The organism is Bacillus sp. DC4300-2b2, from assembly GCF_049895685.1.
Taxonomy (GTDB): domain Bacteria; phylum Bacillota; class Bacilli; order Bacillales; family Bacillaceae; genus Bacillus; species Bacillus safensis.
In genome coordinates, this window is sequence record NZ_JAFCSW010000006.1 from 83787 (window position 1) to 106269 (window position 22483).

At 42.3% G+C, this 22483-nt stretch carries 21 protein-coding genes, 1 pseudogene and 1 other annotated feature; of the genes and pseudogenes, 17 read left to right on the top strand and 5 right to left on the bottom strand.

What is annotated here, in order from left to right; all coding sequences use genetic code 11:
* Positions 1 to 190: 190 nt before the first annotated feature.
* Entirely contained in the window at positions 191 to 1264 is a 1074-nt protein-coding gene (locus ACP69X_RS17320; protein WP_426052913.1) for a M42 family metallopeptidase, read from the top strand.
* Between the two features lie 45 nt (positions 1265 to 1309).
* Here ACP69X_RS17320 and ACP69X_RS17325 read toward each other — a convergent pair whose 3' ends face one another.
* The gene (locus tag ACP69X_RS17325; RefSeq protein WP_041086668.1) at positions 1310 to 1756 is read right to left on the bottom strand and encodes a YtoQ family protein; all 447 of its coding nucleotides are present in this window, start codon (positions 1754 to 1756) and stop codon (positions 1310 to 1312) included.
* Positions 1757 to 1956: 200 nt separating this feature from the next.
* Here ACP69X_RS17325 and ACP69X_RS17330 point away from each other — a divergent pair, with 200 nt between their 5' ends.
* The 11 genes from ACP69X_RS17330 to ccpA all read left to right on the top strand — a co-directional run bounded on the left by ACP69X_RS17330 (position 1957) and on the right by ccpA (position 13527).
* Positions 1957 to 2985: a PTS transporter subunit IIC gene (locus ACP69X_RS17330; RefSeq protein ID WP_041086667.1), complete on the top strand. Its 1029-nt coding sequence runs from the start codon at positions 1957 to 1959 to the stop codon at positions 2983 to 2985.
* Positions 2972 to 3292: a thioredoxin family protein gene (locus tag ACP69X_RS17335; protein ID WP_024424860.1), complete on the top strand. Its 321-nt coding sequence runs from the start codon at positions 2972 to 2974 to the stop codon at positions 3290 to 3292. Before ACP69X_RS17330 ends, ACP69X_RS17335 begins: the two co-directional genes overlap by 14 nt.
* A 20-nt stretch (positions 3293 to 3312) precedes the next feature.
* Positions 3313 to 4125, top strand: a complete 813-nt coding sequence (locus ACP69X_RS17340) for a DUF1444 domain-containing protein (protein WP_426052914.1) — start codon at positions 3313 to 3315, stop codon at positions 4123 to 4125.
* 16 nt (positions 4126 to 4141) lie between these two features.
* Positions 4142 to 4747 carry a YtpR family tRNA-binding protein gene (gene ytpR / locus ACP69X_RS17345; protein WP_024424858.1) on the top strand — a complete coding sequence of 202 codons (606 nt, stop codon included), beginning with the start codon at positions 4142 to 4144 and terminating at the stop codon, positions 4745 to 4747.
* 206 nt (positions 4748 to 4953) lie between these two features.
* Positions 4954 to 7677 carry a DNA translocase FtsK gene (locus tag ACP69X_RS17350; protein WP_426052915.1) on the top strand — a complete coding sequence of 908 codons (2724 nt, stop codon included), beginning with the start codon at positions 4954 to 4956 and terminating at the stop codon, positions 7675 to 7677.
* Between the two features lie 303 nt (positions 7678 to 7980).
* Entirely contained in the window at positions 7981 to 9279 is a 1299-nt protein-coding gene (gene murC / locus ACP69X_RS17355) for a UDP-N-acetylmuramate--L-alanine ligase (protein ID WP_426052916.1), read from the top strand.
* 222 nt (positions 9280 to 9501) lie between these two features.
* Positions 9502 to 9921: a DUF948 domain-containing protein gene (locus tag ACP69X_RS17360; protein WP_041086664.1), complete on the top strand. Its 420-nt coding sequence runs from the start codon at positions 9502 to 9504 to the stop codon at positions 9919 to 9921.
* Positions 9922 to 9947: 26 nt separating this feature from the next.
* Complete coding sequence (locus tag ACP69X_RS17365) at positions 9948 to 10418, top strand: YtxH domain-containing protein (RefSeq protein ID WP_073978730.1); 471 nt, start codon at positions 9948 to 9950, stop codon at positions 10416 to 10418.
* A gap of 32 nt (positions 10419 to 10450) precedes the next feature.
* On the top strand, positions 10451 to 10774 hold the full coding sequence (gene ytxJ / locus ACP69X_RS17370) for a bacillithiol system redox-active protein YtxJ (RefSeq protein ID WP_024426177.1): 324 nt from the start codon (positions 10451 to 10453) through the stop codon (positions 10772 to 10774).
* A gap of 222 nt (positions 10775 to 10996) precedes the next feature.
* Positions 10997 to 12073: a bifunctional 3-deoxy-7-phosphoheptulonate synthase/chorismate mutase gene (locus ACP69X_RS17375; RefSeq protein WP_426052917.1), complete on the top strand. Its 1077-nt coding sequence runs from the start codon at positions 10997 to 10999 to the stop codon at positions 12071 to 12073.
* A 452-nt stretch (positions 12074 to 12525) separates the two neighbouring features.
* Complete coding sequence (gene ccpA, locus ACP69X_RS17380; RefSeq protein ID WP_024424851.1) at positions 12526 to 13527, top strand: catabolite control protein A; 1002 nt, start codon at positions 12526 to 12528, stop codon at positions 13525 to 13527.
* Between the two features lie 43 nt (positions 13528 to 13570).
* Here the strand turns inward: ccpA and ACP69X_RS17385 are convergent, their stop codons facing one another.
* The 3 genes from ACP69X_RS17385 to ACP69X_RS17395 are packed head-to-tail and all read right to left on the bottom strand — an operon-like array spanning position 13571 to position 16041.
* Complete coding sequence (locus ACP69X_RS17385; RefSeq protein WP_269103168.1) at positions 13571 to 14731, bottom strand: acetoin utilization protein AcuC; 1161 nt, start codon at positions 14729 to 14731, stop codon at positions 13571 to 13573.
* A complete protein-coding gene (locus tag ACP69X_RS17390; protein ID WP_024424849.1) occupies positions 14728 to 15369 on the bottom strand; it encodes a CBS and ACT domain-containing protein in 642 nt (213 codons plus the stop codon). Before ACP69X_RS17390 ends, ACP69X_RS17385 begins: the two co-directional genes overlap by 4 nt.
* Before the next feature lie 39 nt (positions 15370 to 15408).
* Positions 15409 to 16041: a GNAT family N-acetyltransferase gene (locus ACP69X_RS17395; RefSeq protein ID WP_041086660.1), complete on the bottom strand. Its 633-nt coding sequence runs from the start codon at positions 16039 to 16041 to the stop codon at positions 15409 to 15411.
* 155 nt (positions 16042 to 16196) lie between these two features.
* Between ACP69X_RS17395 and acsA the strand changes: the two genes are divergently transcribed.
* Together acsA and tyrS are read left to right on the top strand one after the other, a co-directional pair.
* On the top strand, positions 16197 to 17921 hold the full coding sequence (gene acsA / locus ACP69X_RS17400; RefSeq protein WP_041086659.1) for an acetate--CoA ligase: 1725 nt from the start codon (positions 16197 to 16199) through the stop codon (positions 17919 to 17921).
* 58 nt (positions 17922 to 17979) lie between these two features.
* Positions 17980 to 18211: a binding site (T-box leader), on the top strand.
* A 53-nt stretch (positions 18212 to 18264) separates the two neighbouring features.
* Positions 18265 to 19533: a tyrosine--tRNA ligase gene (gene tyrS, locus ACP69X_RS17405; RefSeq protein ID WP_426052918.1), complete on the top strand. Its 1269-nt coding sequence runs from the start codon at positions 18265 to 18267 to the stop codon at positions 19531 to 19533.
* Between the two features lie 86 nt (positions 19534 to 19619).
* On the opposite strand, the gene ACP69X_RS17410 is transcribed toward tyrS, so the two are convergent.
* Positions 19620 to 19976 (bottom strand): antibiotic biosynthesis monooxygenase family protein, encoded by a 357-nt coding sequence (locus ACP69X_RS17410; RefSeq protein ID WP_426052919.1) that lies wholly within the window; start codon positions 19974 to 19976, stop codon positions 19620 to 19622.
* A gap of 267 nt (positions 19977 to 20243) precedes the next feature.
* Here ACP69X_RS17410 and ACP69X_RS17415 point away from each other — a divergent pair, with 267 nt between their 5' ends.
* From ACP69X_RS17415 to ACP69X_RS17425, 3 genes and pseudogenes are all read left to right on the top strand, one after another.
* Positions 20244 to 20822, top strand: coding sequence for an esterase/lipase family protein (locus tag ACP69X_RS17415; protein ID WP_426052921.1), 579 nt, complete (start codon positions 20244 to 20246; stop codon positions 20820 to 20822).
* Positions 20823 to 21099: 277 nt separating this feature from the next.
* Complete coding sequence (locus tag ACP69X_RS17420; protein ID WP_426052920.1) at positions 21100 to 21663, top strand: cysteine hydrolase family protein; 564 nt, start codon at positions 21100 to 21102, stop codon at positions 21661 to 21663.
* Between the two features lie 287 nt (positions 21664 to 21950).
* Positions 21951 to 22483: pseudogene (locus ACP69X_RS17425) on the top strand (hypothetical protein); the annotation flags it as partial.

Genomic DNA, 22483 nt, shown 5'->3' on the forward strand with positions numbered 1-22483 from the left:
CCTCCGTATTGCTGTTTTTTCCATTATACAAAACTTGTCCATTGATGTTAAGGAATCCGAATACTTGAAAGCATATTCAAAATTTCTGGAGAGATACTTGGAAAACCGAAAGAATTCTTATAGTATAAAGTGAGTGTTATTTTTATAGGAATAAATATGGTCATTACATAGAAACGAGGTAAGCTGTAGAATGAACGAAGAAACATTGTCGCTTTTCCGAAATTTAACAGAATTACAGGGAACTCCAGGTAATGAGCACCATGTGCGTGCTTTTATGAAAAAGGAACTTGAAAAATATTCTGATGAACTCATTCAAGACCGCCTTGGCGGAGTGTTTGGCGTACGCAAGGGACCGGAAAACGCACCGAAAATTATGGTAGCGGGTCATATGGATGAAGTCGGATTCATGGTCTCATCGATTACGAAAAACGGTATGATTCGTTTTCAAACACTTGGTGGCTGGTGGAGTCAAGTCATGCTAGCGCAGCGTGTGGACGTCCATACCGATCACGGGCCAATTCCTGGTGTTGTCTCTAGTACACCTCCTCACCTTCTCACGCCAGAACAAAAAAGCAAGCCTGTGAAGCCGACAGATATGCTCATCGATATTGGTGCAGACAGTGAAGAAGAGGCTAAAGAGCTTGGCGTTCGCCCAGGGCAGCAAATCGTTCCTGCAACGGTATTTACTCCAATGGCGAATCCAAAAAAGATTTTAGCGAAGGCTTGGGATAACCGCTATGGCTGCGGCCTTGCAATCGAATTATTAAAAGAATTAAAAGACGAATCACTTTCATGTCAGCTGTATTCAGGAGCAACTGTTCAAGAAGAAGTAGGGCTTAGAGGAGCTGAGGCAGCTGCAAATATGATTCAGCCGGATCTTTTCTTCGCTTTAGATGCGAGTCCTGCAAACGATGTGACAGGTGACAAAACACAGTTCGGCCAGCTTGGAAAAGGTGCACTACTGCGTATTTTCGACCGGACAATGATTACGCACCGAGGAATGAGAGACTTTGTACTCGATACTGCTGAGACAAACAACATTCCATATCAATATTTCGTATCACCGGGTGGTACGGACGCTGGACGTGTTCATATTTCAAACCAAGGTGTGCCTTCTGCTGTCATTGGGGTTTGCGCACGCTACATTCATACAAGTCATTCTGTGTTACATGTGGATGATTACGCAGCGGCAAAAGAGTTAATTGTCCGTCTTGTGAAAAATTGTGATCAAAGTACAGTGGATTCTATTTATCAACAAGTATAAATAGAATAGAAAAAGGCTGCCTCTTCAATGAGAGCAGCCTTCTTTCTATTGCTGTTCAAACACATAAGATAACGCCTTGATCGCTTGGTTCACGGTTTCCACAGTGATATTTGCTTTGTTTGAGAGTTCCTTTAACGGATGGTGCAGCTCTTTTGGACGGATTAAAATAAGAGGTTTCCCTTTTGCAATCGCAGCAGATGCATCCATGGCTGTGTTCCACTGTTTATATTTCTCACCAAAGCGCGCAATGACGACATCTGCTTTGTTTAACAAAATTTCAGTACGAAAATTATTCAAATCAGAAGCTGCATCATCTTTGAAAATGGCATTCGGCTGCTCACCTAAAATATCCACACCGATGTTATCTGAGCGGTCATGATTTTCCATTGGACCGACAAATGTCACCGGCAGCTTCAAAGATTGGCTTTTTTCCTTGATTTCATCACGCCACTGGCTATGAATTTCTCCAGCTAAATAGACAGTTAATTGCATAACGATCTCCTCCTTTTGTACAAACTTAGTAAAGGTTTGTCCTGTTTCTTTTCATGTTACACAAGAAGTGCTTGATAAAGCAAAAAAAATATGATTATGATATTCATGGTAGAGACTATTTTTCATCGTAAGAATACTACATATAATGGGAAAGACAGGCCTCGTCGTCTTTCCTATGAGAAAGCAGGAAGACGACGTTGATGACTTATTTGAAAAGAAAGGGGATCTCCCTTTCGCCAAAGGTGTATTTCATTGATGCACTTTCTTATATGGCTTTAGGTCTATTTGCTACATTAGTGGTAGGTCTGATTTTAAAAACAGCAGGCGGTCTGTTATCACTTCCGCTCATCATTAAAATGGGAACCCTCGCCATGGGGCTCATGGGACCGGCGATCGGCGTAGCGGTTGCGTACCGTTTACATGCATCTCCTTTGATCATTTTTGCAAGTGTTGTCTCAGGCGCTGCAGGAGCAGAGCTTGGGGGGCCTGCTGGAAGCTTTGCCGCAGCATTAATTGGTGTGGAACTCGGAAAGCTGGTCAGTGGTGAGACAAGAATTGATATTATTTTAACGCCGCTTGTCACTATTATCACTGGCTTTTTCACCGCTGCTCTAATCGGACCTGGGATTGAAGCCATGATGACAGGGCTCGGCAGGCTCATCATGTGGGGGACAGACCAAAGCCCGCTGATTATGGGCATGCTGGTAGCGACTATTGTTGGACTTGCCCTCAGTTCTCCGATCTCAAGTGCTGCACTTGCGCTTATGCTTGACTTAAGCGGAACCGCTGCTGGTGCTGCAACGATTGGCTGCTGTGCTCAAATGGTCGGCTTTGCCGCTGCAGGCTTTAGAGAAAATCGCTTTGGCGGTCTTGCGGCTGTCGGCATTGGGACGTCAAAATTGCAGCTTTCAAACATTGTGAAAAATCCCCTCATCCTGATTCCGCCGACGATTGCTGGTCTGATTCTCGCGCCAATTGGTATTATTGGCTTTGGGATGGTCAATAATGCGGCAGGAGCGGGAATGGGAACGAGCGGCCTTGTGGGACAGCTCATGACCCTGACCGTCATGGGGTTTCATCCATCTGTATTTCTGGCGATAGCTCTTTTGCATATCGTTGGCCCGGCAGTGATTAGTTTGGTAGTATCAGAATGGATGAGAAAGAAAGGCTATATACAATTCGGAGATTTAACTATACAAACTGGAGGAATGAAACATGAAAAAAATTGAATCTAACGAAGAATTACAAAAAGTGATTCAAGAAGACTTAACGGTATTGCTATTTTCAGCTGACTGGTGCCCGGACTGCACATTTATTGAACCATTCTTGCCAGAGCTTGAAGCAAACTACCCAGAATTTGAGTACTTCTATGTCGATAGAGACAAGTTCATTGACACTTGTGCAGAGTGGGAAATTTACGGCATTCCAAGCTTTTTAGTCTTTAAAAACGGACAAGAGATTAACCGATTTGTCAGCAAAGATCGTAAGACAAAGGAAGAGATTGAAGCATTTTTAACAGATTCTCTTTCTAAATAACGAAAGGAGAGTCTAAAACGATGGCAAAAATGACATCAAGGCAGCTTGCGAATGAACTCAAAAGCCGTCTAACGAACGATAACTGGTCACACCAGTTTGACCGTGAAAAAGATACGCTTCGTATTGAAGATAAACAAACAGGCAAAGGCATCACACTAGAGCTCCCGCCAATTATTGCAAAGTGGGAAGTAAAGCCTGATGAAACAATTGATGAGATTGTTTATTATGTGAAAGAAGCGCTGAGTGCCATGAAAGGCGAAGCGCAGCACATTTCAGGAAAAGAAAAGCAGATCTATCCGGTCATTCGTTCTACTTCCTTTCCTGAGGCATCAAGTGATGGAATTCCGCTCGTATTTGATGAGCATACAGCTGAAACGAGAATATACTATGCACTTGACCTTGGAAGCACCTACCGATTAATTGATGAAAAGATGCTTCAAAAGGAAAACTGGACAAAAGAGCGAATCAGAGAAACTGCAAGCTTCAACGTTCGTTCACTAGAAACTGTAGTGAAAATGGATGAAGTGGCAGGCAACCGGTTTTATTTCTTCCGCGCAAATGACGGATATGACGCCAGCAGATTTTTAAATGAGTCGCTATTACAAGAATACGCGCAAAAAATAGAAGGACAAATGGCGATTTCTGTTCCTCATCAGGATGTATTCATTATTGCAGATGTTCGCAATGATTCAGGCTATGATATTTTAGGACAGATGTCGATGAGCTTCTTCGCCAGCGGCACGGTTCCGATTACCGCATTGTCATTTTTATATGACGAGGGTAAGCTTGAACCGATCTTTATACTTGCAAAAAGCAGACCAAAACAGCAGTAGAAGGGAATTTTGAAGAATGAATGTTTTTTATAATGCAGAAGGTGTAGGCGACACACTCCTTATTTCATTGAAAGATGTGACGAGAGAAGAAGTAGGTCATGAGACGTTTGGAGATGTTGTACGAATCTTCAATCAAGAAACAAAAGAAACAACAGGCTTTAATATCTTCAATGCATCCACTTACATGAAAATTGAAGAAAACGGATCTGTCCCGCTTTCTGAAACCATTGTTCAAGATATCAATGAAATTTTAAACCGCAACGGTGTCAGTGAAACGTTGACTGTGGATCTATCACCAAAATTTGTTGTCGGCTATGTGAAGGAAAAAGAAAAGCATCCGAATGCAGATAAATTAAACATTTGCCAAGTTGATGTGGGCGATGAAACCTTACAAATCGTGTGCGGTGCACCAAACGTTGACCAAGGCCAATATGTCGTGGTGGCGAAAGTCGGCGCAGTGATGCCAAGCGGTATGGTCATCAAAGATGCTGAGCTAAGAGGGGTTCCATCAAGCGGCATGATTTGTTCAGCAAAAGAGTTAGATCTTCCAGATGCACCTGCTGAAAAAGGGATTCTTGTTTTAGATGGAAGCCATCAAGCTGGCGAACCCTTTAAAGCTTAACCTCCCATAAACGGGCACATAGGAGCGAAGAATGTGTTATACCAAAAGTCACTAAGTACGTACTTAGTGACTTTTTTTCATCTACAGACAGCTACAGACAGCATGAACAGCATAAACCGGCACTTTTCTCGCTTTTCTGCATGAAAAAGCAATGGTATACTAAAAATCGCCCAAGAAAACGTAAGGGGAGTTAAAGTGAGTGATAAATGATGAGTTGGTTAGATAAATTTTTTAGTGTATTTTTAGGAGAAGAAAAGAAAGAAGAAAAGCTTGAGAGGCCTGAAGAAGGTCTAGCTGCACCGAAGCAGCCAGCTTTTGAACAGCATAAAGAATATAAAAAAATCGAAGATACGAAAGTGTATTATGAATATCCAAAAGGCAACTTTCGGTTTCCGCTCGTTCCAGATGAACCTCTGCGTGATGGAGAGAAGCCGGAGAGAAAACACGCCAAACCAAGACAGTCAAAGACTAGACAAACAACATATCAGCCTAAACAAACGCTTCAGCCTGATATGAATAAAAAGCCATTCAAGCCAGAGCAAATTCCATCACCGATTTATGGCTATCATCAGGATATGCGTCCAAAAAAGGCAGAAGCAAAAGAGGAAGTAGGTTCAGTTCAAAGGAAAGCAGCAGAAGAAACGGCGCAGCGTGTCACACTGTTATCAGAAGAGGCAGAGCGTGAACGGAATGTCAGGCAGCAAATGAACATCCCATCTATTCAGAAAGAAAAACGTATCGAGGAAATGGTTTCAGCGTCAGCAAAAGAGAGAGCGGATAAGGAGCCAGAAGTAACCCCGCATACATTGCAAGAGGAACTCGCTTATCAAGATCATGTTCAATCGACGATGGAACGTTTAACAGACGAGCCTTTCCAGCTAGAAGAAAACGAGCCAGAAGATCATCATGAAGCTGATTTACATAAGCAGCAAGCCGAAGTCTATCAGGAGCAGGCGGTACAGTCCGAGCCGGAACAGGCTGTCTCCAGTGATGAAGAAGAAATAAAAGACGAGCCTGTCCATCAGTTTGAAGATCATACTGAGGAAATAGACATGTTGACCTTCGAAACACCGGAACCTTCGCAGCCAGCGATTGAAATGGAAGCAGACCTTCCAGTAGAAGAAGCGGCGTTAACAGAAAATATGTCAGCAGAACCAGTGGAAGAAGTAGAAGCTGATCCAATAGAAGACAAACAAGAAGAAGCGCCCGCGACAGCATTTGAAGAAGCTGAGCCAGTCAACCTGCAGAAAGAGCAGCTGGTTCAAGAAGCTGAAATTGAAGAAGAAAACTTGATGCCAGTAGAACAAGTAAGAGAGGAACAAACTGCATCTGAACCGGCAGAAACAGTCATAGAACAGACAGAGCAGCAAGAACAAACGCACGAAGTCAAGAAAGAAGAACCAAAACAGACATCTCCGCAGCCACCACGCGCAAGCGGTCAAACCTCTACGGTTCCGTTTAATGTCATGATGTTAAAAAGCGATCAGCGCGTGCAAGGGCAAAAGAAAGCAGCCGACACACAAGGGTATGTTTTTCCAAGTCTCGCCCTATTAGATGTACCGCCAGCTCAAAAAGAAGAGGACGGGACATGGGTGAAAGAGCGGGCAGAGCTGCTTAATGCGACGCTTAAAAATTTCAATGTAAGAGCAAGTGTTGTTCATGTCACGCAGGGCCCTTCTGTGACAAGGTTTGAAGTACATCCAGAACCAGGTGTCAAAGTGAACAAAATCACGAACCTGTCAGATGATATTAAACTTAGTTTGTCCGCAAAGGATATTCGAATTGAAGCACCGATTCCAGGAAAGAACACAATCGGGATCGAAGTGCCAAACCTGCACAGTAAAATGGTGTTCTTAAGAGAAATGATCAGAAGCAGTGCGTTTAGAGACAATCCATCTCCTTTAACAGCGGCACTCGGATTAGATATCTCAGGCCAGCCTGTCGTGGTTGATCTGCAAAAAATGCCGCATGGCTTAATTGCTGGAGCAACTGGTTCAGGAAAAAGTGTCTGCATTAATACTATTTTAGTGAGCCTCATGTTTAAAGCATCACCAGATGAAGTGAAAATGCTCTTAATTGACCCTAAAATGGTTGAATTAGCACCGTATAATCACATTCCGCATCTTGTGAGTCCTGTCATTACCGATGCCAAGACAGCAACTGCTGCTCTGAAATGGGTAGTGGATGAAATGGAAAGACGCTATGAACTATTTGCACACTCTGGCGTGAGAGAAATTAAACGATTCAATGAGCTTGTAAAAGAAAAACAAATGGGTGAAAAACTACCTTATCTCGTCGTGGTGATCGATGAGCTGGCTGATTTAATGATGGTCGCCCCAAATGAAGTCGAAGAAAGCATCTGCCGAATTGCGCAAAAAGCAAGAGCATGCGGCATTCACTTATTGATTGCGACACAAAGACCTTCTGTTGATGTCATCACAGGTCTCATTAAAGCCAATATCCCAACAAGAATTGCGTTTTCTGTTTCAAGTCAGGTTGATTCAAGAACGATCATTGACATGGCCGGTGCAGAAAAACTTCTCGGAAAAGGAGACATGCTCTTCTTAGAAAATGGCTCCGGCAAGCCGACAAGGCTGCAAGGAAACTTTGTATCAGACCGTGAGATTGATCAAGTGGTGGCACATGTGAGAAAGCAGCACAAGCCAGTGTTCCTTTTTGAACAAGAGGAACTAATGCTTCAAGGCTCCGCGATTACAGACGAAGATGAATTGTTTATGGATGCCTGCCGTTTTGCCATCGAGCAGAATAGCGCTAGTACATCAAGTTTGCAGCGAAGATTTAGGATTGGCTACAATCGTGCAGCCAGACTGATTGATATGATGGAGCGCGAGGGTATGATCTCTGGTGCGAAAGGCAGTAAGCCAAGAGAAGTGCTCATGACGCTGAGTGACTTAGAACAGTTGATCTAAACAAACCACTTCATTTTTTTAATAAACATGGTATGATAGCACATAGGTGCAATTTTGTAATTGGACGCTTTTCGCATGTCTGCCAGAACGCTTTTTTATGTAAAATAAGCGGAAACAGGTGTTAGAAATGGGAAAGTTGTCGGATACTAATCATAGTTAATATTGATTAGAATAGGAAGATCGGAAAAAAATCTTTATTTGGAGCTGCGATCTGTGATCAGCTAGAGGCAAAAATCACAAGTTGCAAATTGAAATGAGCGTCATATACTGTAAGTCAGATAGACGTTTGTTGGAGGTACAATTATGACTGTTTATCATTTTGTTGGAATAAAAGGGACAGGTATGAGTCCACTGGCCCAAATTCTTCATGATACTGGGTATACTGTCCAAGGATCGGATATCGAAAAACATATCTTTACACAAAAAGCATTAGAAGAACGAAATATTAAAATTCTACCATTTGACCCAGATAATATTCAGCCAGGGATGACGGTCATCGCAGGAAATGCATTCCCTGATACACACCCTGAGATTGAACGTGCCCTTTCTGAAGGGATTCCTGTCATTCGTTACCATAAATTCCTTGGAGAATACATGGATTCATTCACAAACGTTGCGATTACTGGTGCTCATGGCAAAACATCGACAACAGGACTGCTTGCTCATGTCATGCAGGCAGCAAAACCTACTTCGTACTTAATCGGTGATGGATCTGGAATGGGGAAAGAAAACAGTGAGTATTTTGTCTTTGAAGCTTGCGAATACCGAAGACACTTCCTCAGCTATCATCCAGATTATGCGATCATGACCAATATTGATTTTGATCACCCTGATTATTTCTCAGATATTGATGACGTATTTGATGCGTTTCAAAACATGGCGCTTCAAGTGAAAAAAGCGATTATTGCCTGTGGTGATGATGAGCACTTGCCAAAAATTCAAGCGAAGGTACCTGTTGTGTACTACGGTTTCAACGAAGAAAATGATTTCCAAGCTCGCAATGTTGTGAAAAATACGGAAGGCACTACATTTGATGTATTTGTACGCAATACGTTTTATGATACCTTCTACATTCCTGCCTACGGAAATCATAATGTCCTCAACTCGTTAGCTGTTATCGCATTATGTCACTATGAGTCCATTGATGTAGAGCTTATCAAAGGCGCATTAAAGACATTTGGCGGTGTGAAACGACGCTTTAATGAAAAAGTGGTTGGTGAGCAGGTCTTAATTGACGATTATGCACATCACCCAACTGAAATTGAAGTCACAATCGAAGCAGCTCGCCAAAAATATCCGGACCGTGATATTGTGGCTGTCTTCCAGCCGCATACGTTCACACGTACACAGCAATTCTTAAGTGAATTTGCTGACAGTCTAAAGAAAGCCGACTATGTCTACCTTTGTGATATTTTCGGTTCAGCTCGTGAAAACATTGGGAAGCTGAGCATTGAAGATTTAAGAGAAAAAATCCCGCAGGCCCAATTGATTGAGGAAGAAGATACATCTGTGCTGAAAGCGCACCAAGATGCGATTCTGATCTTTATGGGAGCAGGAGACATTCAAAAATATTTGCGTGCTTATGAAAAAGTCGCTGTATAAATGCATAAAAAAGTGCCGTGTGAAACGGCACTTTTTTTATTTTGAATAAAATGTGACAAAAGAGCTAAATGTGTCAACTTGTGCCGCTTTTTTTCGTTCGCTGTGGACAGGAATTAGCGAATAAGTGTAGAATTATTATTCAATCGGTCATTCTAGGCGATGTTTGAATGATACAACGAGAGGGTAATGAATTGAATATGCCCGCAGCAAAGGAGGTATCAGATGATTATTATTCTATATCTAAGCGTTGCACTGATCGCAATTGCTTTCCTCATTCTTGTCATCTATTTGTCCAAAACATTAAAATCCTTACAGCTGACATTAAAGAATGTTGCATCAACTTTAGAAGGTCTTGAAGGTCAGATGCAAGGCATCACCACAGAGACAGCGCAGTTGCTACATAAGACGAATCAGCTTGCTGAAGATATTCAAGACAAATCAGCAAAACTCAATACAGTTGTGGATGCGGTGCAGGGAATTGGCGGCTCGATCAACCAATTTAATACAAGCATAAAGCAGGCAGCTGGTGCGGTTTCTTCATCCGTTGAAAGAAATCAAGAAAAAGTGACGGATGTGGTGAGCTGGAGTAACGCAGCACTTGAAATTTATAAAAAATGGAAACAGCGTAAACAACAAAAATAAACCATATTCGCATAGGAGGAATAATCATGAGCAAAGACGGAATCAATAGCAAAGACTTTTTGATCGGAACACTTATTGGTGGAATTGTTGGTGCAGCAACAGCATTATTTTTAGCACCGAAGTCAGGGAAAGAGCTTCGCGATGATTTGAACACCCAAGCGAATGCGTTAAAAGAAAAAACAGACCGGCTCACAACGGATGCAAAAGAAAGAGGCACTGAATATGTGACGATTGCGAAAGATAAAACGTCTGAATTGTCTCAGCTTGTAGCAGAGCAGTCAAACCAGATTTTAGACAAAGTGAAAGACATAAAAGAGCGTGCAGCTGGAAAAGCTAATAAAGTGAAAAGTGAAGCTGAAGATGCGGCAGCGGATTTGGCAAGCGAAGCATCTGATGTAGCAGATGAAGCAAAAGTACGAGCACAAGAAGCGAAATCAGAAATTGAAGACGGCATCAAGGATGTCAAAGAAAAAGTAGAACAATCGACTAAAGGCTAACTCTCACTGTCGAAGTGAAGAAGGAGAACATCATGTCAAAACAACTCATTGAAACAGAAGAACAGTTTGATCAACTAACGAATCAAGATGGGACCTTTGTCTTTTTTAAGCACAGTTTGACATGTCCGATCAGCCAAGCGGCTTTTCAAGAGTTTGAAGCATTCGCGTCTGCACATGAAGACGTGCCAGCGTATTTCTTACAAATTCAAAATACGAGAGAGCTTTCATCCTATGTGACGGAAAAGTCTGGAGTAAAGCATGAAAGTCCGCAGGCACTCATCTTTAGCGGTGGAAAAGTAAAATGGCATGCATCTCACTCAAGCATTACTAAAGAAGCGCTTGAACATAATCTGTAAAAGAAAGAAACGTCAGCAGCGGCTGACGTTTTTTTTATAAAAAAAGGTTTACTTGAACGAAAAGTATGCTATAATCTTACATACAATACTTTACCGCTTAAAAGCGTTTGGGTAATAAAGAAAATTTTCGTGACAATTCCGAAATCTTTGTTTATAATAAACCCTATCATGCAAGAATGAAAAAATAAAAAGCGAGAACAGGCAGAGGAAAGGATGACAAAAATGAGCAACAATGAACTAGAAAAATTGAGGCAGCAAGCAGATGAACTAAATCTTCAAATCTTAAAACTGATCAATGAAAGAGGAAACATTGTAAAAGAAATTGGAAAAGCGAAAGAAGCGCAAGGTGTCAACCGTTATGATCCTGTCAGAGAGCGCACAATGCTGAACCAAATTATTGAAGAAAATGATGGACCATTTGAAAACTCAACGATTCAGCATATTTTCAAAGAGATTTTCAAAGCAGGTCTAGAGCTTCAAGAAGATGACCACAGCAAAGCACTTCTTGTTTCTCGTAAGAAAAAACCAGAAAACACAATCGTGAACATCAATGGGGAAGCGATCGGTGATGGAAAGCAGCGCTTCATCGTTGGACCATGTGCCGTTGAAAGCTACGAGCAAGTTGCAGAAGTAGCTGCAGCAGCGAAACAGCAAGGGTTAAAACTACTTCGTGGAGGCGCATTTAAACCTCGTACAAGTCCATACGATTTCCAAGGACTTGGTGTAGACGGTCTCAAGATTCTAAAGCGTGTAGCGGATGAATACGGTCTTGCTGTCATTAGTGAAATTGTTAATCCTGCTCATATTGAAGAAGCGATTGAGCATATTGATGTCATCCAAATTGGGGCGCGTAACATGCAAAACTTCGAACTGTTAAAAGAAGCAGGTTCCGTGAAGAAACCAGTTCTTTTAAAACGCGGTCTTGCAGCGACCATTTCTGAATTCATCAATGCAGCTGAATACATCATCGCCCAAGGAAATGATCAAATCATCCTTTGCGAGCGCGGTATCCGCACATATGAAACAGCGACAAGAAATACACTAGATATCTCGGCAGTGCCAATCTTGAAACAAGAGACACATTTACCAGTCTTCGTTGATGTGACGCATTCAACTGGACGTAGAGATCTTCTCCTTCCAACAGCAAAAGCAGCTCTTGCGATTGGAGCTGACGGTGTTATGGCAGAAGTACATCCAGATCCATCTGTTGCTCTATCTGATTCAGCGCAGCAAATGGACATTCCACAATTCGAAAAATGGTTAGATGCGCTAAGACCACTTGTCAACATTCACGCGTAATCATAAATAGAAATAGCCGCCGGATGACTGCCCGGCGGTTTTTTTTTGGAGAAAATACGATGAAGTTTGGAAATGAAAGGAAGAAAGCGCATTGCAAGCTCAAAAAGAGCTTGTTCACAATGTTTTCATTTTTAAAAATCGATAGAATCTGCTAAGATCATTGTCATAGCTGGCGTTCTCGATGGTTTTTTATGAAATATGATTCAAATTACAGGTAACAAGCTGTTTAAAGTTTGTTTAATTTAGTTATAAAAAGAAAGGGAACGTTTTCATATGACAAAAAAACGTGTATAATTTCATAAAAGAATGTCATTTTGATGTAGATTGAAAAATTATGTGTCTCTTTTCATCGTTTTAATGACAAATAGGATATTATTTTCCTCGTATCTGACATGTCTCTATCCAATTGGTGAATGCTATAGATATGAAGTGTATTTGAAGGAGTGATTTATGTGAATAATGTTACAATATATGATGTAGCAAGAGAAGCAAATGTAAGTATGGCAACGGTATCACGCGTAGTAAATGGTAATCCAAACGTAAAACCAACAACAAGAAAAAAGGTGCTTGAAGCGATTGATCGCCTTGGGTATCGTCCGAATGCAGTGGCACGAGGCCTTGCAAGTAAAAAAACAACGACAGTTGGGGTCATCATCCCTGATATTTCTAGTATCTTCTATTCGGAATTAGCACGCGGTATTGAAGATATCGCCACGATGTATAAATACAACATCATTTTGAGCAATTCAGATCAAAATACAGATAAAGAGCTTCATTTGTTAAATACGATGCTCGGTAAACAAGTAGACGGAATTGTCTTTATGGGCGGAAACATCACAGACGTACATGTGGAAGAATTTAAGCGCTCTCCTGTTCCGATTGTTCTTGCAGCATCTGTTGAAGAGCAGGCTCAAACACCATCTGTCAACATCAACTATGAGCAGGCCATTTATGATTCAGTTCAGCTGTTAGTTGAAAAAGGACATAAACGTATTGCGTTTGTTTCTGGTCCAATGTCAGAACCAATTAATTCCGTGAGAAAACTTGCAGGTTATAAGCGTGCGCTTGAAGAAGCGGGCATCGCGTTTGACGATGCACTCGTTGCTGAGGGCGATTACTCTTACGATTCTGGAATTGAAGCACTTGCTCATCTGCTTGAGCAGTCTGACAAGCCGACAGCTGTTATCGCAGCTACAGATGAAATGGCGCTAGGTGTCATTCATGGAGCACAAGACAGAGGGGTATCCATTCCTGAAGATTTAGAAGTGATTGGCTTCGATAACACAAGACTTTCTCTCATGGTGCGTCCTCAGCTGACAACAGTTGTTCAGCCGACATATGATATTGGTGCTGTTGCCATGAGACTGCTCACAAAGCTGATGAACAAAGAACAAGTGGACGATCAAATTGTTGAGCTTCCGCACAGAATTGAAGAAAGACAATCAACAAAATAAAACAAAAAAGCAGGCTTACCTTATGAGGGAAAGCCTGCTTTTCTTATGCCTTTTTCTTTTCTCTTCTAACAGGCATGAGTGCTTTTTCTACTGTTTGAGCATTTTTTTCTGTGATTTCTGCTTTTCTTGGGATCGGTGGATATAAATCGTCAGGATCTTTCCATGTAGGTGGAAGGGTAACAGGCGATTGCTTATTCCATGCCCGAATCCAGTCCTGAGGCAGCTCATCTGGCGGTGTAATGCCTTTCATCTCAAGCCAAATACGGCTCCAGGCTCTTGGAACGACGCGCCAAATATCATATCCCCCTCCGCCAACAGCGATCCATTTGCCATCACAATATTGATGCGCAAGCTCATGGGCAAGTCTAGGAATTTCCTCATATATTTTCATGGTGGCAGATAAATGAGTTAACGGATCATAGTAGTGTGCATCAGCCCCGTTTTGCGTCAAAATCACATCTGGTTTAAAAAAAGCAGCAATCTCAGTCACTGCTGTTCGGTATGCTTCGAGGAAGGATTCATCTTCCGTAAATGCATCTAGCGGAATATTATAGGCGTAGCCATAGCCTTTATCGTGGCCTCTTTCCTGTACTTGTCCGGTTCCAGGGAACAAGTAGCGTCCCGTTTCATGAATGGAGACTGTACATACCTCTGGGTCGTCATAGAAGCTGAACTGGACACCATCGCCGTGATGAGCATCCGTATCAATATATAAAATTCTAGCGCCATATGTCTTTTGAATATATTGAATCGCCACAGAGCTGTCATTATAAATACAAAAGCCAGATGCACGCCCTTTGAATCCGTGGTGAAGCCCGCCGCCAAGATTGAGTGCATGCTGCGAATGACCGAGCATCACTTGATCAACCGCTGTTAATGTTCCGCCAACAAGGAGAGATGCCGCCTCATGCATGCCTGCGAACATCGGTGTATCCTCAGTGCCAAGACCGTAGCGTTCACCCTCTGCTGTAGACAGCTTTCCTTCACTTGCCCGCTGCACAGCCTGGATATAATCTGCTGTATGGACGAGCTTTAATTCCTCCAGAGTAGCCATACGCGGTGCGACGATTTCATCCTCTGTTAACGCCTTCATTTTTTGAAGAAGATCATAAGTTAAGTAGACACGAAGCTGATTGAAGGGATGATCTTGGTTAAATTGGTACGTTTGAAAAGATGGTGAAAAAACAAAGGTCGCTTCCTTCATTTGATCGTCTGCTCCATAGGCCAGAGCACCTTATAGCCTTTTGCGCGAATCAGCTTCGTCACATGATCTGCATGAATGGTTTGAAGGCGGAATACGAGCACTTTAGAAGCCTCATTGGCATGAGGGTACACAAGTACACTCAGCAATTGAATATGCTGCTCCTTTAAAATGGCCGTAATGTCTGCGAGGCCTTCAGTCATCTGCTCCACTTCAACCTCTAAGTGCGATCCAGGCTGATCTGCACCTGTCAGTCTTACAAACGTACGAAGCAGATCTGTTTTTGTGATAATGCCTACAAGCTTGCCGCGTCTCACCACTGGAAGACAGCCAATTCCGTGCTCAAAAAAGACACTTGATATCTCCTCAACGAAATCAAGCGGGTGAGCAGTGATCGTCTCTAATACCATGATCTCTTCGACTGGCCGCTGAATAAAGAGCTTTCTTTTCTCTGTTTCAAAAATACTTGGACTGGCATTTTTAATATCTCGATCTGTCACCATCCCAATGACAGATCCTTGATCAGATACGATCGGAATATGCCGTATGTGGTGTGCACTCATTTTTTGAATGGCTTCTTCAATCGTATCGGTTTTTCGCAGCGTGATCACATCACGCTCCATAATTTGTTCAATCATCATTGTTTACCAATCCCCTTTGCCAAAAAAACGAATTGAACGTTAATACATAAAGCGCTGATGGAAGCGAAGACGATCGAAACGCTCGATCGAATCAGGACTCACATGTTTCCCAATTCTGGCCATTAAACAATTGGCTGGATGTGAGCTAATCTCTGGCTCGTCTGTTGCAAACCAGACAAGACCGCCTGCGTTCATCATTTTCTCCATCATTTTGCGGTACTCCCAAACGTTTTTATTTGTCCCCTTTAAATCCCAATGCCAGTAATATTCAGTTGTAATGATGATGTAATTCTCCATTTGCTCATCCATCATGCTCACATCAAGCAAATGCTTGCCAAGTGAGCATCCTCTAAATGGAGGAGCGACCTCAATTGCGCCAAGCTCAATTAAATTCTCCATTTTGCCCTCTGACCAGCGCTCAAGTGGATCAGGATACAAATACGTGACATAGCCTACGACAAGCTCATTCACTCTTGCAATGATAATACGTCCTTCTGGAAGATCTGCTATTTCAACAAGTGCTTGTTTCTGTTCCTCAGGCGTGCGAAATGCCGTTAGTCCTTCATGAAACGTATAGTTCGCAAGCGCTGATGCAGGTATCGGTCCTTCAATCAGGATGGAACCTGTTTCTCGCTCAATGGTTTTTGAATAATAAGTTTTAGGATGCTCCACGTATCCACCGCCCCTAATTCTAGTGAGTCGTCTCTATTCTATCTTAAATCTTGCAAGAATTAAAACGGTTTCATCAGAAGTTTTTTAAAAATTGAGAAAAAAAGTCATCTATACTATAATGGTCATTGTAAACGTATGCAAAGGGGGACTGTTTGATGAAATTGGAAACGCTACCATCAGTAAAAGGGGATTATCATTTAAATGATTATGAGCAGGCATACAAAGATTTTTCATGGGAGGAAGCTAGAAAAAACTTCTCCTGGTATGAAACAGGAAAAATAAATGCAGCCTATGAAGCGATTGACAGACATGCGGACTCGTTTCGTCAGAACAAGGTGGCGCTTCACTACAAAGATTCAGAGCGGGATGAAAAGTATACGTTCAGGGATATGAAAATCAACACAAACAAAGCGGGAAATCTATTCAAAGAAAAGGCACATGTGGAAAAAGGGGATCGCGTGTTTATCTTTATGCCAAGATCACCTGAGCTCTATTTTCTTTTGCTAGGCGCAGTGAAAATTGGGGCGATCGTTGGCCCGTTATTTGAGGCATTTATGGAAGGTGCCGTCAAAGACCGTTTAGAAAATAGTGAAGCAAAGGTGATCGTGACAACACCCGATCTACTTGAACGAATTCCATTTGCAGAGCTTCCAAAGCTTGAATCTGTCATCATTGTCGGCGGTGAAAATGAAGAAGTCGATGGCGTTCGGACAATTCACTATGAAGAGGCGTTTGAGGAGGCAGAAAAGGAGCTTGAAATTGAATGGATGGATGAAAAAGACGGCTTCCTGCTTCATTACACATCAGGATCTACCGGTACGCCAAAGGGTGTGCTTCATGTCCATGGTGCAATGGTGCAGCAAGGCCAGACTGGTAAATGGGTGCTTGACTTGAAAGAAGATGACGTTTACTGGTGTACAGCTGATCCAGGCTGGGTTACAGGCACAGTGTACGGTATTTTTTCACCGTGGTTTAATGGGGCGACGAATGTGATTTTAGGCGGCCGGTTTAATCCTGATACGTGGTATGAAACCATTGAATCACTCGGTGTAACCGTTTGGTACAGTGCCCCGACAGCCTTTAGAATGCTCATGGGGGCAGGGGATGACCTCATTCAAAAATATGACCTCAGCTCGCTCCGTCATGTCTTAAGTGTGGGAGAGCCTCTTAATCCAGAAGTCATCCGCTGGGGAGATGCTGTTTTTGGCAAGCGAATTCACGACACTTGGTGGATGACAGAAACGGGTGCACAGCTGATTTGTAATTATCCATGCATGGACATCAAGCCAGGCTCGATGGGAAAACCAATTCCAGGGGTAGAAGCGGCGATTGTGGATAATGCAGGAAATGAACTTCCGCCATACCGGATGGGCAACCTTGCGATTAAAAAAGGCTGGCCTTCTATGATGCATACGATCTGGAACAATCCTGAAAAATATGAATCTTACTTTATGCCGGGAGATTGGTATGTTTCAGGAGATTCAGCTTATATGGACGAAGACGGATACTTTTGGTTCCAGGGACGTGTCGATGATGTCATCATGACGTCAGGAGAGCGGGTCGGTCCATTTGAGGTGGAAAGTAAACTGGTCGAACATCCAGCCATTGCGGAGGCTGGTGTCATTGGAAAGCCAGATCCGGTCCGTGGCGAAATTATTAAAGCATTTATTGCGCTCAGAAGCGGATATGAGCCGACAGATGAGCTGAAAGAAGAGATTCGTACGTTTGTGAAAAAAGGACTCGCAGCACATGCGGCACCGAGAGAAATTGAGTTTAAAGACAAACTGCCAAAAACGAGAAGCGGAAAAATTATGAGACGTGTGCTAAAGGCGTGGGAGCTGAATTTACCTGCTGGTGACCTTTCGACAATGGAAGATTAATTTTTTCATCAGTTGACTTGATATCAAAAGTGTGTTAAAAATGACATTAGTTGAATATGAAAAGGTTTTGACTGAGATTCAGTAGAATGATCTTTCCCTGTTTAAGAGAGCTGACGGCTGGTGCAAGTCAGTACAAAGAGATATTCGAATTACCCTCACGAACCGCTTTTACGAAAAGGAGCATGCCCTGATTAGTGAAAGAACGGATCTGTCCGTTATCAGTGTAAGTGAAAAGACAAGATTTTTTGTCTTTTAAGCAGGGTGGTACCGCGATATATATCGTCCCTTCGTTCATTCGAAGGGGCGTTTTTTATGTTTCATTTTAAACAAAGGAGATTTGGAAATGAGTCAATTGATGGAAGAGCTATCGTTCAGAGGATTAATTCAGCAGCAAACAGATGAAGAAGGTTTAACAAAATTATTAGCAGAAGAGAAAATCAAGCTATACTCCGGCTTTGATCCGACAGCTGACAGCTTACACATTGGTCATCTATTGCCAATTTTAACATTACGCAGATTCCAAGAAGCAGGTCATCACCCGATTGCTCTTGTTGGCGGTGCGACTGGACTCATTGGCGACCCTAGCTTCAAAAAAGCAGAACGTTCACTCAACCCAGCAGAAATCGTCGAACAGTGGTCAGAAAAAATCAAAGGACAGCTGTCTCAATTTCTTGATTTTGAAGCAGGCGAGAATCCAGCCGTCATCGTGAATAACTACGACTGGATCAGCCAAATGAATGTCATCACGTTCCTTCGTGATATTGGAAAGAACTTCGGTGTAAACTTTATGCTGGCAAAAGATATCGTGAGCTCACGTATCGAAACAGGGATTTCTTACACAGAGTTCAGCTATGTCATCCTGCAGTCTTTAGACTTCTTAAACCTTTACAGAAATGAAAATTGTAAGCTGCAAATCGGCGGAAGTGACCAGTGGGGAAATATCACATCTGGACTTGAGCTGATCCGTAAGTCTGAAGCAGAAGGGGCAAAAGCATTCGGTCTGACGATGCCGCTTGTCACAAAAGCAGACGGCACAAAGTTTGGTAAAACAGAAGGCGGTGCTATCTGGTTAGATAAAGAAAAAACGTCTCCTTATGAGTTCTACCAATTCTGGATCAACACAGATGACCGTGATGTCGTGAAATACTTAAAATACTTTACGTTTTTATCAAAAGAAGAGATCGCATCGTACGAAGAAAAAGTGCAAACAGCACCTGAAAAGCGTGAAGCGCAGCGCCGTCTAGCAGAGGAAGTGACAACACTTGTACATGGCCGTGAATCACTAGAACAGGCAGTCAACATCTCAAATGCACTATTTAAAGGCGAGATCAAATCTCTTACAGCTGAAGAAGTGAAAGTAGGCTTTAAGGATGTTCCATCAATGGAGAAAAGCAGCACAGAAGAATTAACACTAGTTGATATCCTTGTGGAATCAAAGCTGTCTCCATCAAAGCGTCAAGCACGTGAAGATATCACAAATGGTGCTGTCTCCATCAACGGAGAGAGACAGACAGATAAAGACTATGTTCTTTCAGCTGAAGACCGAATTGAAAACCAATTTACTGTTTTAAGAAGAGGGAAGAAGAAATACTTCCTTGTGACGTATAAATAAATCTTTATGAAACAGTAAACATCATGGAAAAGCACCTCAAATGTTCGTGTACATTGAGGTGCTCTTCTTTTTTATGTACAAGTAGCTCATTCGCCTGCTTCTTGTTCAAGGAGTGAATCTTTGTTTGTATAAGCATGCTCTATCTTACAAATTCGGGTTGTATAGGATTCATACCAATCTTTTTTCCCCTTTTTTTGAACACGCTGATGTGCTGTATGTGCTTTCCATTCTTTAATGGCTGCTAATGAATCCCAGTAAGAGACAGTGATTCCAACACCATGTTTATCTCGTACACTTTCTATTCCAAGAAATCCGTCTAGATCTTTCGCTAATTCTTCCATTTTTTGAGCAGCCGCATCGTATTCTTTCTGCTCGACATTTGTTCGTTTTGATGTGAAAATCACGGCATAATAGGGTGGTGCAGGGGTTTGAGTAAATAGCATCTTGTAGAACCTCCTTTTGTCTATTGATATTATATATGAAAAAAAGTCTCGTAGTCTTTTTGGTTTGATTTAAAAAAGTCCAAGGTGCTTTTTGATTATTTATAGGGCTGTAAAATCATCTCATAAACATTACCTTGTTCACTTTTATGACATATTTTTCTTGTATAAAATAGAGGAGAAAAAGATGAATAAGGGGGAATGAAAGTGATTCTTTTTAAGAAAAGGAGTTTGCAAATTCTCGTTGCGCTTGCATTGGTGATTGGTTCAATGGCTTTTATCCAGCCGAAAGAGGTGAAGGCGGCTGAGCATAATCCAGTTGTGATGGTACATGGTATTGGTGGTGCCTCTTATAACTTTTATTCTATTAAAAGTTACTTGGTTGGACAAGGCTGGGATCGAAACCAATTATATGCTATCGATTTCATAGACAAAACAGGAAATAACCGCAACAATGGTCCGCGTCTATCTAAGTTCGTCCAAGATGTGTTAGACAAAACGGGTGCCAAAAAAGTAGATATTGTGGCTCATAGTATGGGCGGGGCGAACACATTATACTATATTAAAAATCTAGATGGCGGAGATAAAATTGAAAACGTTGTCACGATTGGTGGAGCAAACGGACTTGTTTCAAGCAGAGCATTACCAGGAACCGATCCAAATCAAAAAATTCTTTACACATCTGTCTATAGCTCAGCTGATCTCATCGTCGTCAACAGCCTCTCTCGTTTAATTGGCGCAAGAAACGTCCAAATCCATGGCGTTGGCCATATCGGTCTATTAACCTCAAGCCAAGTGAAAGGGTATATTAAAGAAGGACTGAACGGAGGAGGACAGAATACGAATTAAAAGATAAAAAGACAGCGGTAAATGCTGTCTTTTTTGATGTCACGCGATATATATGACAGCTGCTGGATGAAGATGATCAAATCAGTTCCAATAGGCGAGGTGCTGTCTAACTGTACATTGATCATTAGGACCTATTACATCATGGCCAGTGTGTGGTTTGTCTTTTTGATGCAAAAACAGACAAAACATCGTACATAGCCGAATAAAAACATGTACAAAACGAAAACCATTCCTTACACTACATGTAGTGAGTAAGAATTTTTGGAGGTGGGCGCTTGTGCAAACGAACCAAAAGGCTTTGATCATAGTTGATGTACAAAAGGCATTCGACCATGAAAAATGGGGAGAACGGAATAATCTAGAGGCAGAGAAGAATATCAGCCGTCTATTAACATTTTGGAGAGAGAAAGGCTGGAAAGTGATTCATATTCAGCATACAGCTGACAATCCGAACTCTGTATTTCATCCGGCCAATGAAGGGCACTGCTTCAAAGATATCGCCAAACCGCTAGAGGAAGAAACGGTCATACAAAAGAAAGTCAACAGCAGCTTTATAGGCACAAACTTAGAGGAACAACTAAGATCAAACCAGATTGACACAGTCGTGATCGCAGGACTTACAACACCTCACTGCGTATCAACAACAACAAGAATGAGCGGAAACCTTGGCTTTGATACGTACCTAGTCTCAGATGCAACAGCCGCCTTTGGACTAACAGATCAAACCGGTACATATTTTGACCCAGAAACGATCCATCGGCTCTCACTTGCAACACTGCACGATGAATTTGCGACTGTCCTGACAACAGAGCAATTGATTAGTGATTTGATCGAAAAATAAAAGATCATACTTGAGAGAAACATGTAACCAAAAATCCTCTAGAATTCTAGGGGATTTTTTTATGATAGATTATATGGATTTGAACAGTTTCTTGAGATTTGTTAGTTATCATCAAAATAGACAAATTTAGCGCAAAATTCAATCAAATTTTCACAAACAAAAGGCTTTTGTCAGAGTCTAGAAAATTATGTTTGTTCTACGCTTATCTTTATTCTTTGGATATTTAATCTACCTGCACTTATTTATAGATGTAACATATCTATAATGATAAAGGAGATGAACAACTGATGGGTTGTGATAAGTATAAAAAATGCCCTTATTGTAAACAGAAACTATCAAAATCAAACTGTTGCATCATCTGTCATACAAAATTAATTGTAGGGCGACGAGGACCACGGGGGTTACGAGGGGTTCAAGGAGCTGCAGGAGCGACTGGAGTAACAGGAGGTACCGGAGCAACCGGACCAGCGGGAGCCGCAGGAGCGACTGGTCCAACGGGAGTAACAGGGGCTACGGGAGATACCGGAGCGATCGGTCCAACGGGGGTCACAGGAGCCACGGGAGATACCGGAGCGACCGGTCCAGCGGGAGCCGCAGGAGTGACTGGTCCAACGGGAGTAACAGGCGCCGCAGGAGATACGGGAGCGACCGGTCCAACAGGAGCCACAGGAGCCACAGGAGATACGGGAGCGACCGGTGCAACAGGAGCCACAGGAGATACGGGAGCGACCGGTGCAACAGGAGCCACAGGAGATACGGGAGCGACCGGTGCAACAGGAGCCACAGGAGATACGGGAGCGACCGGTGCAACAGGAGCCAC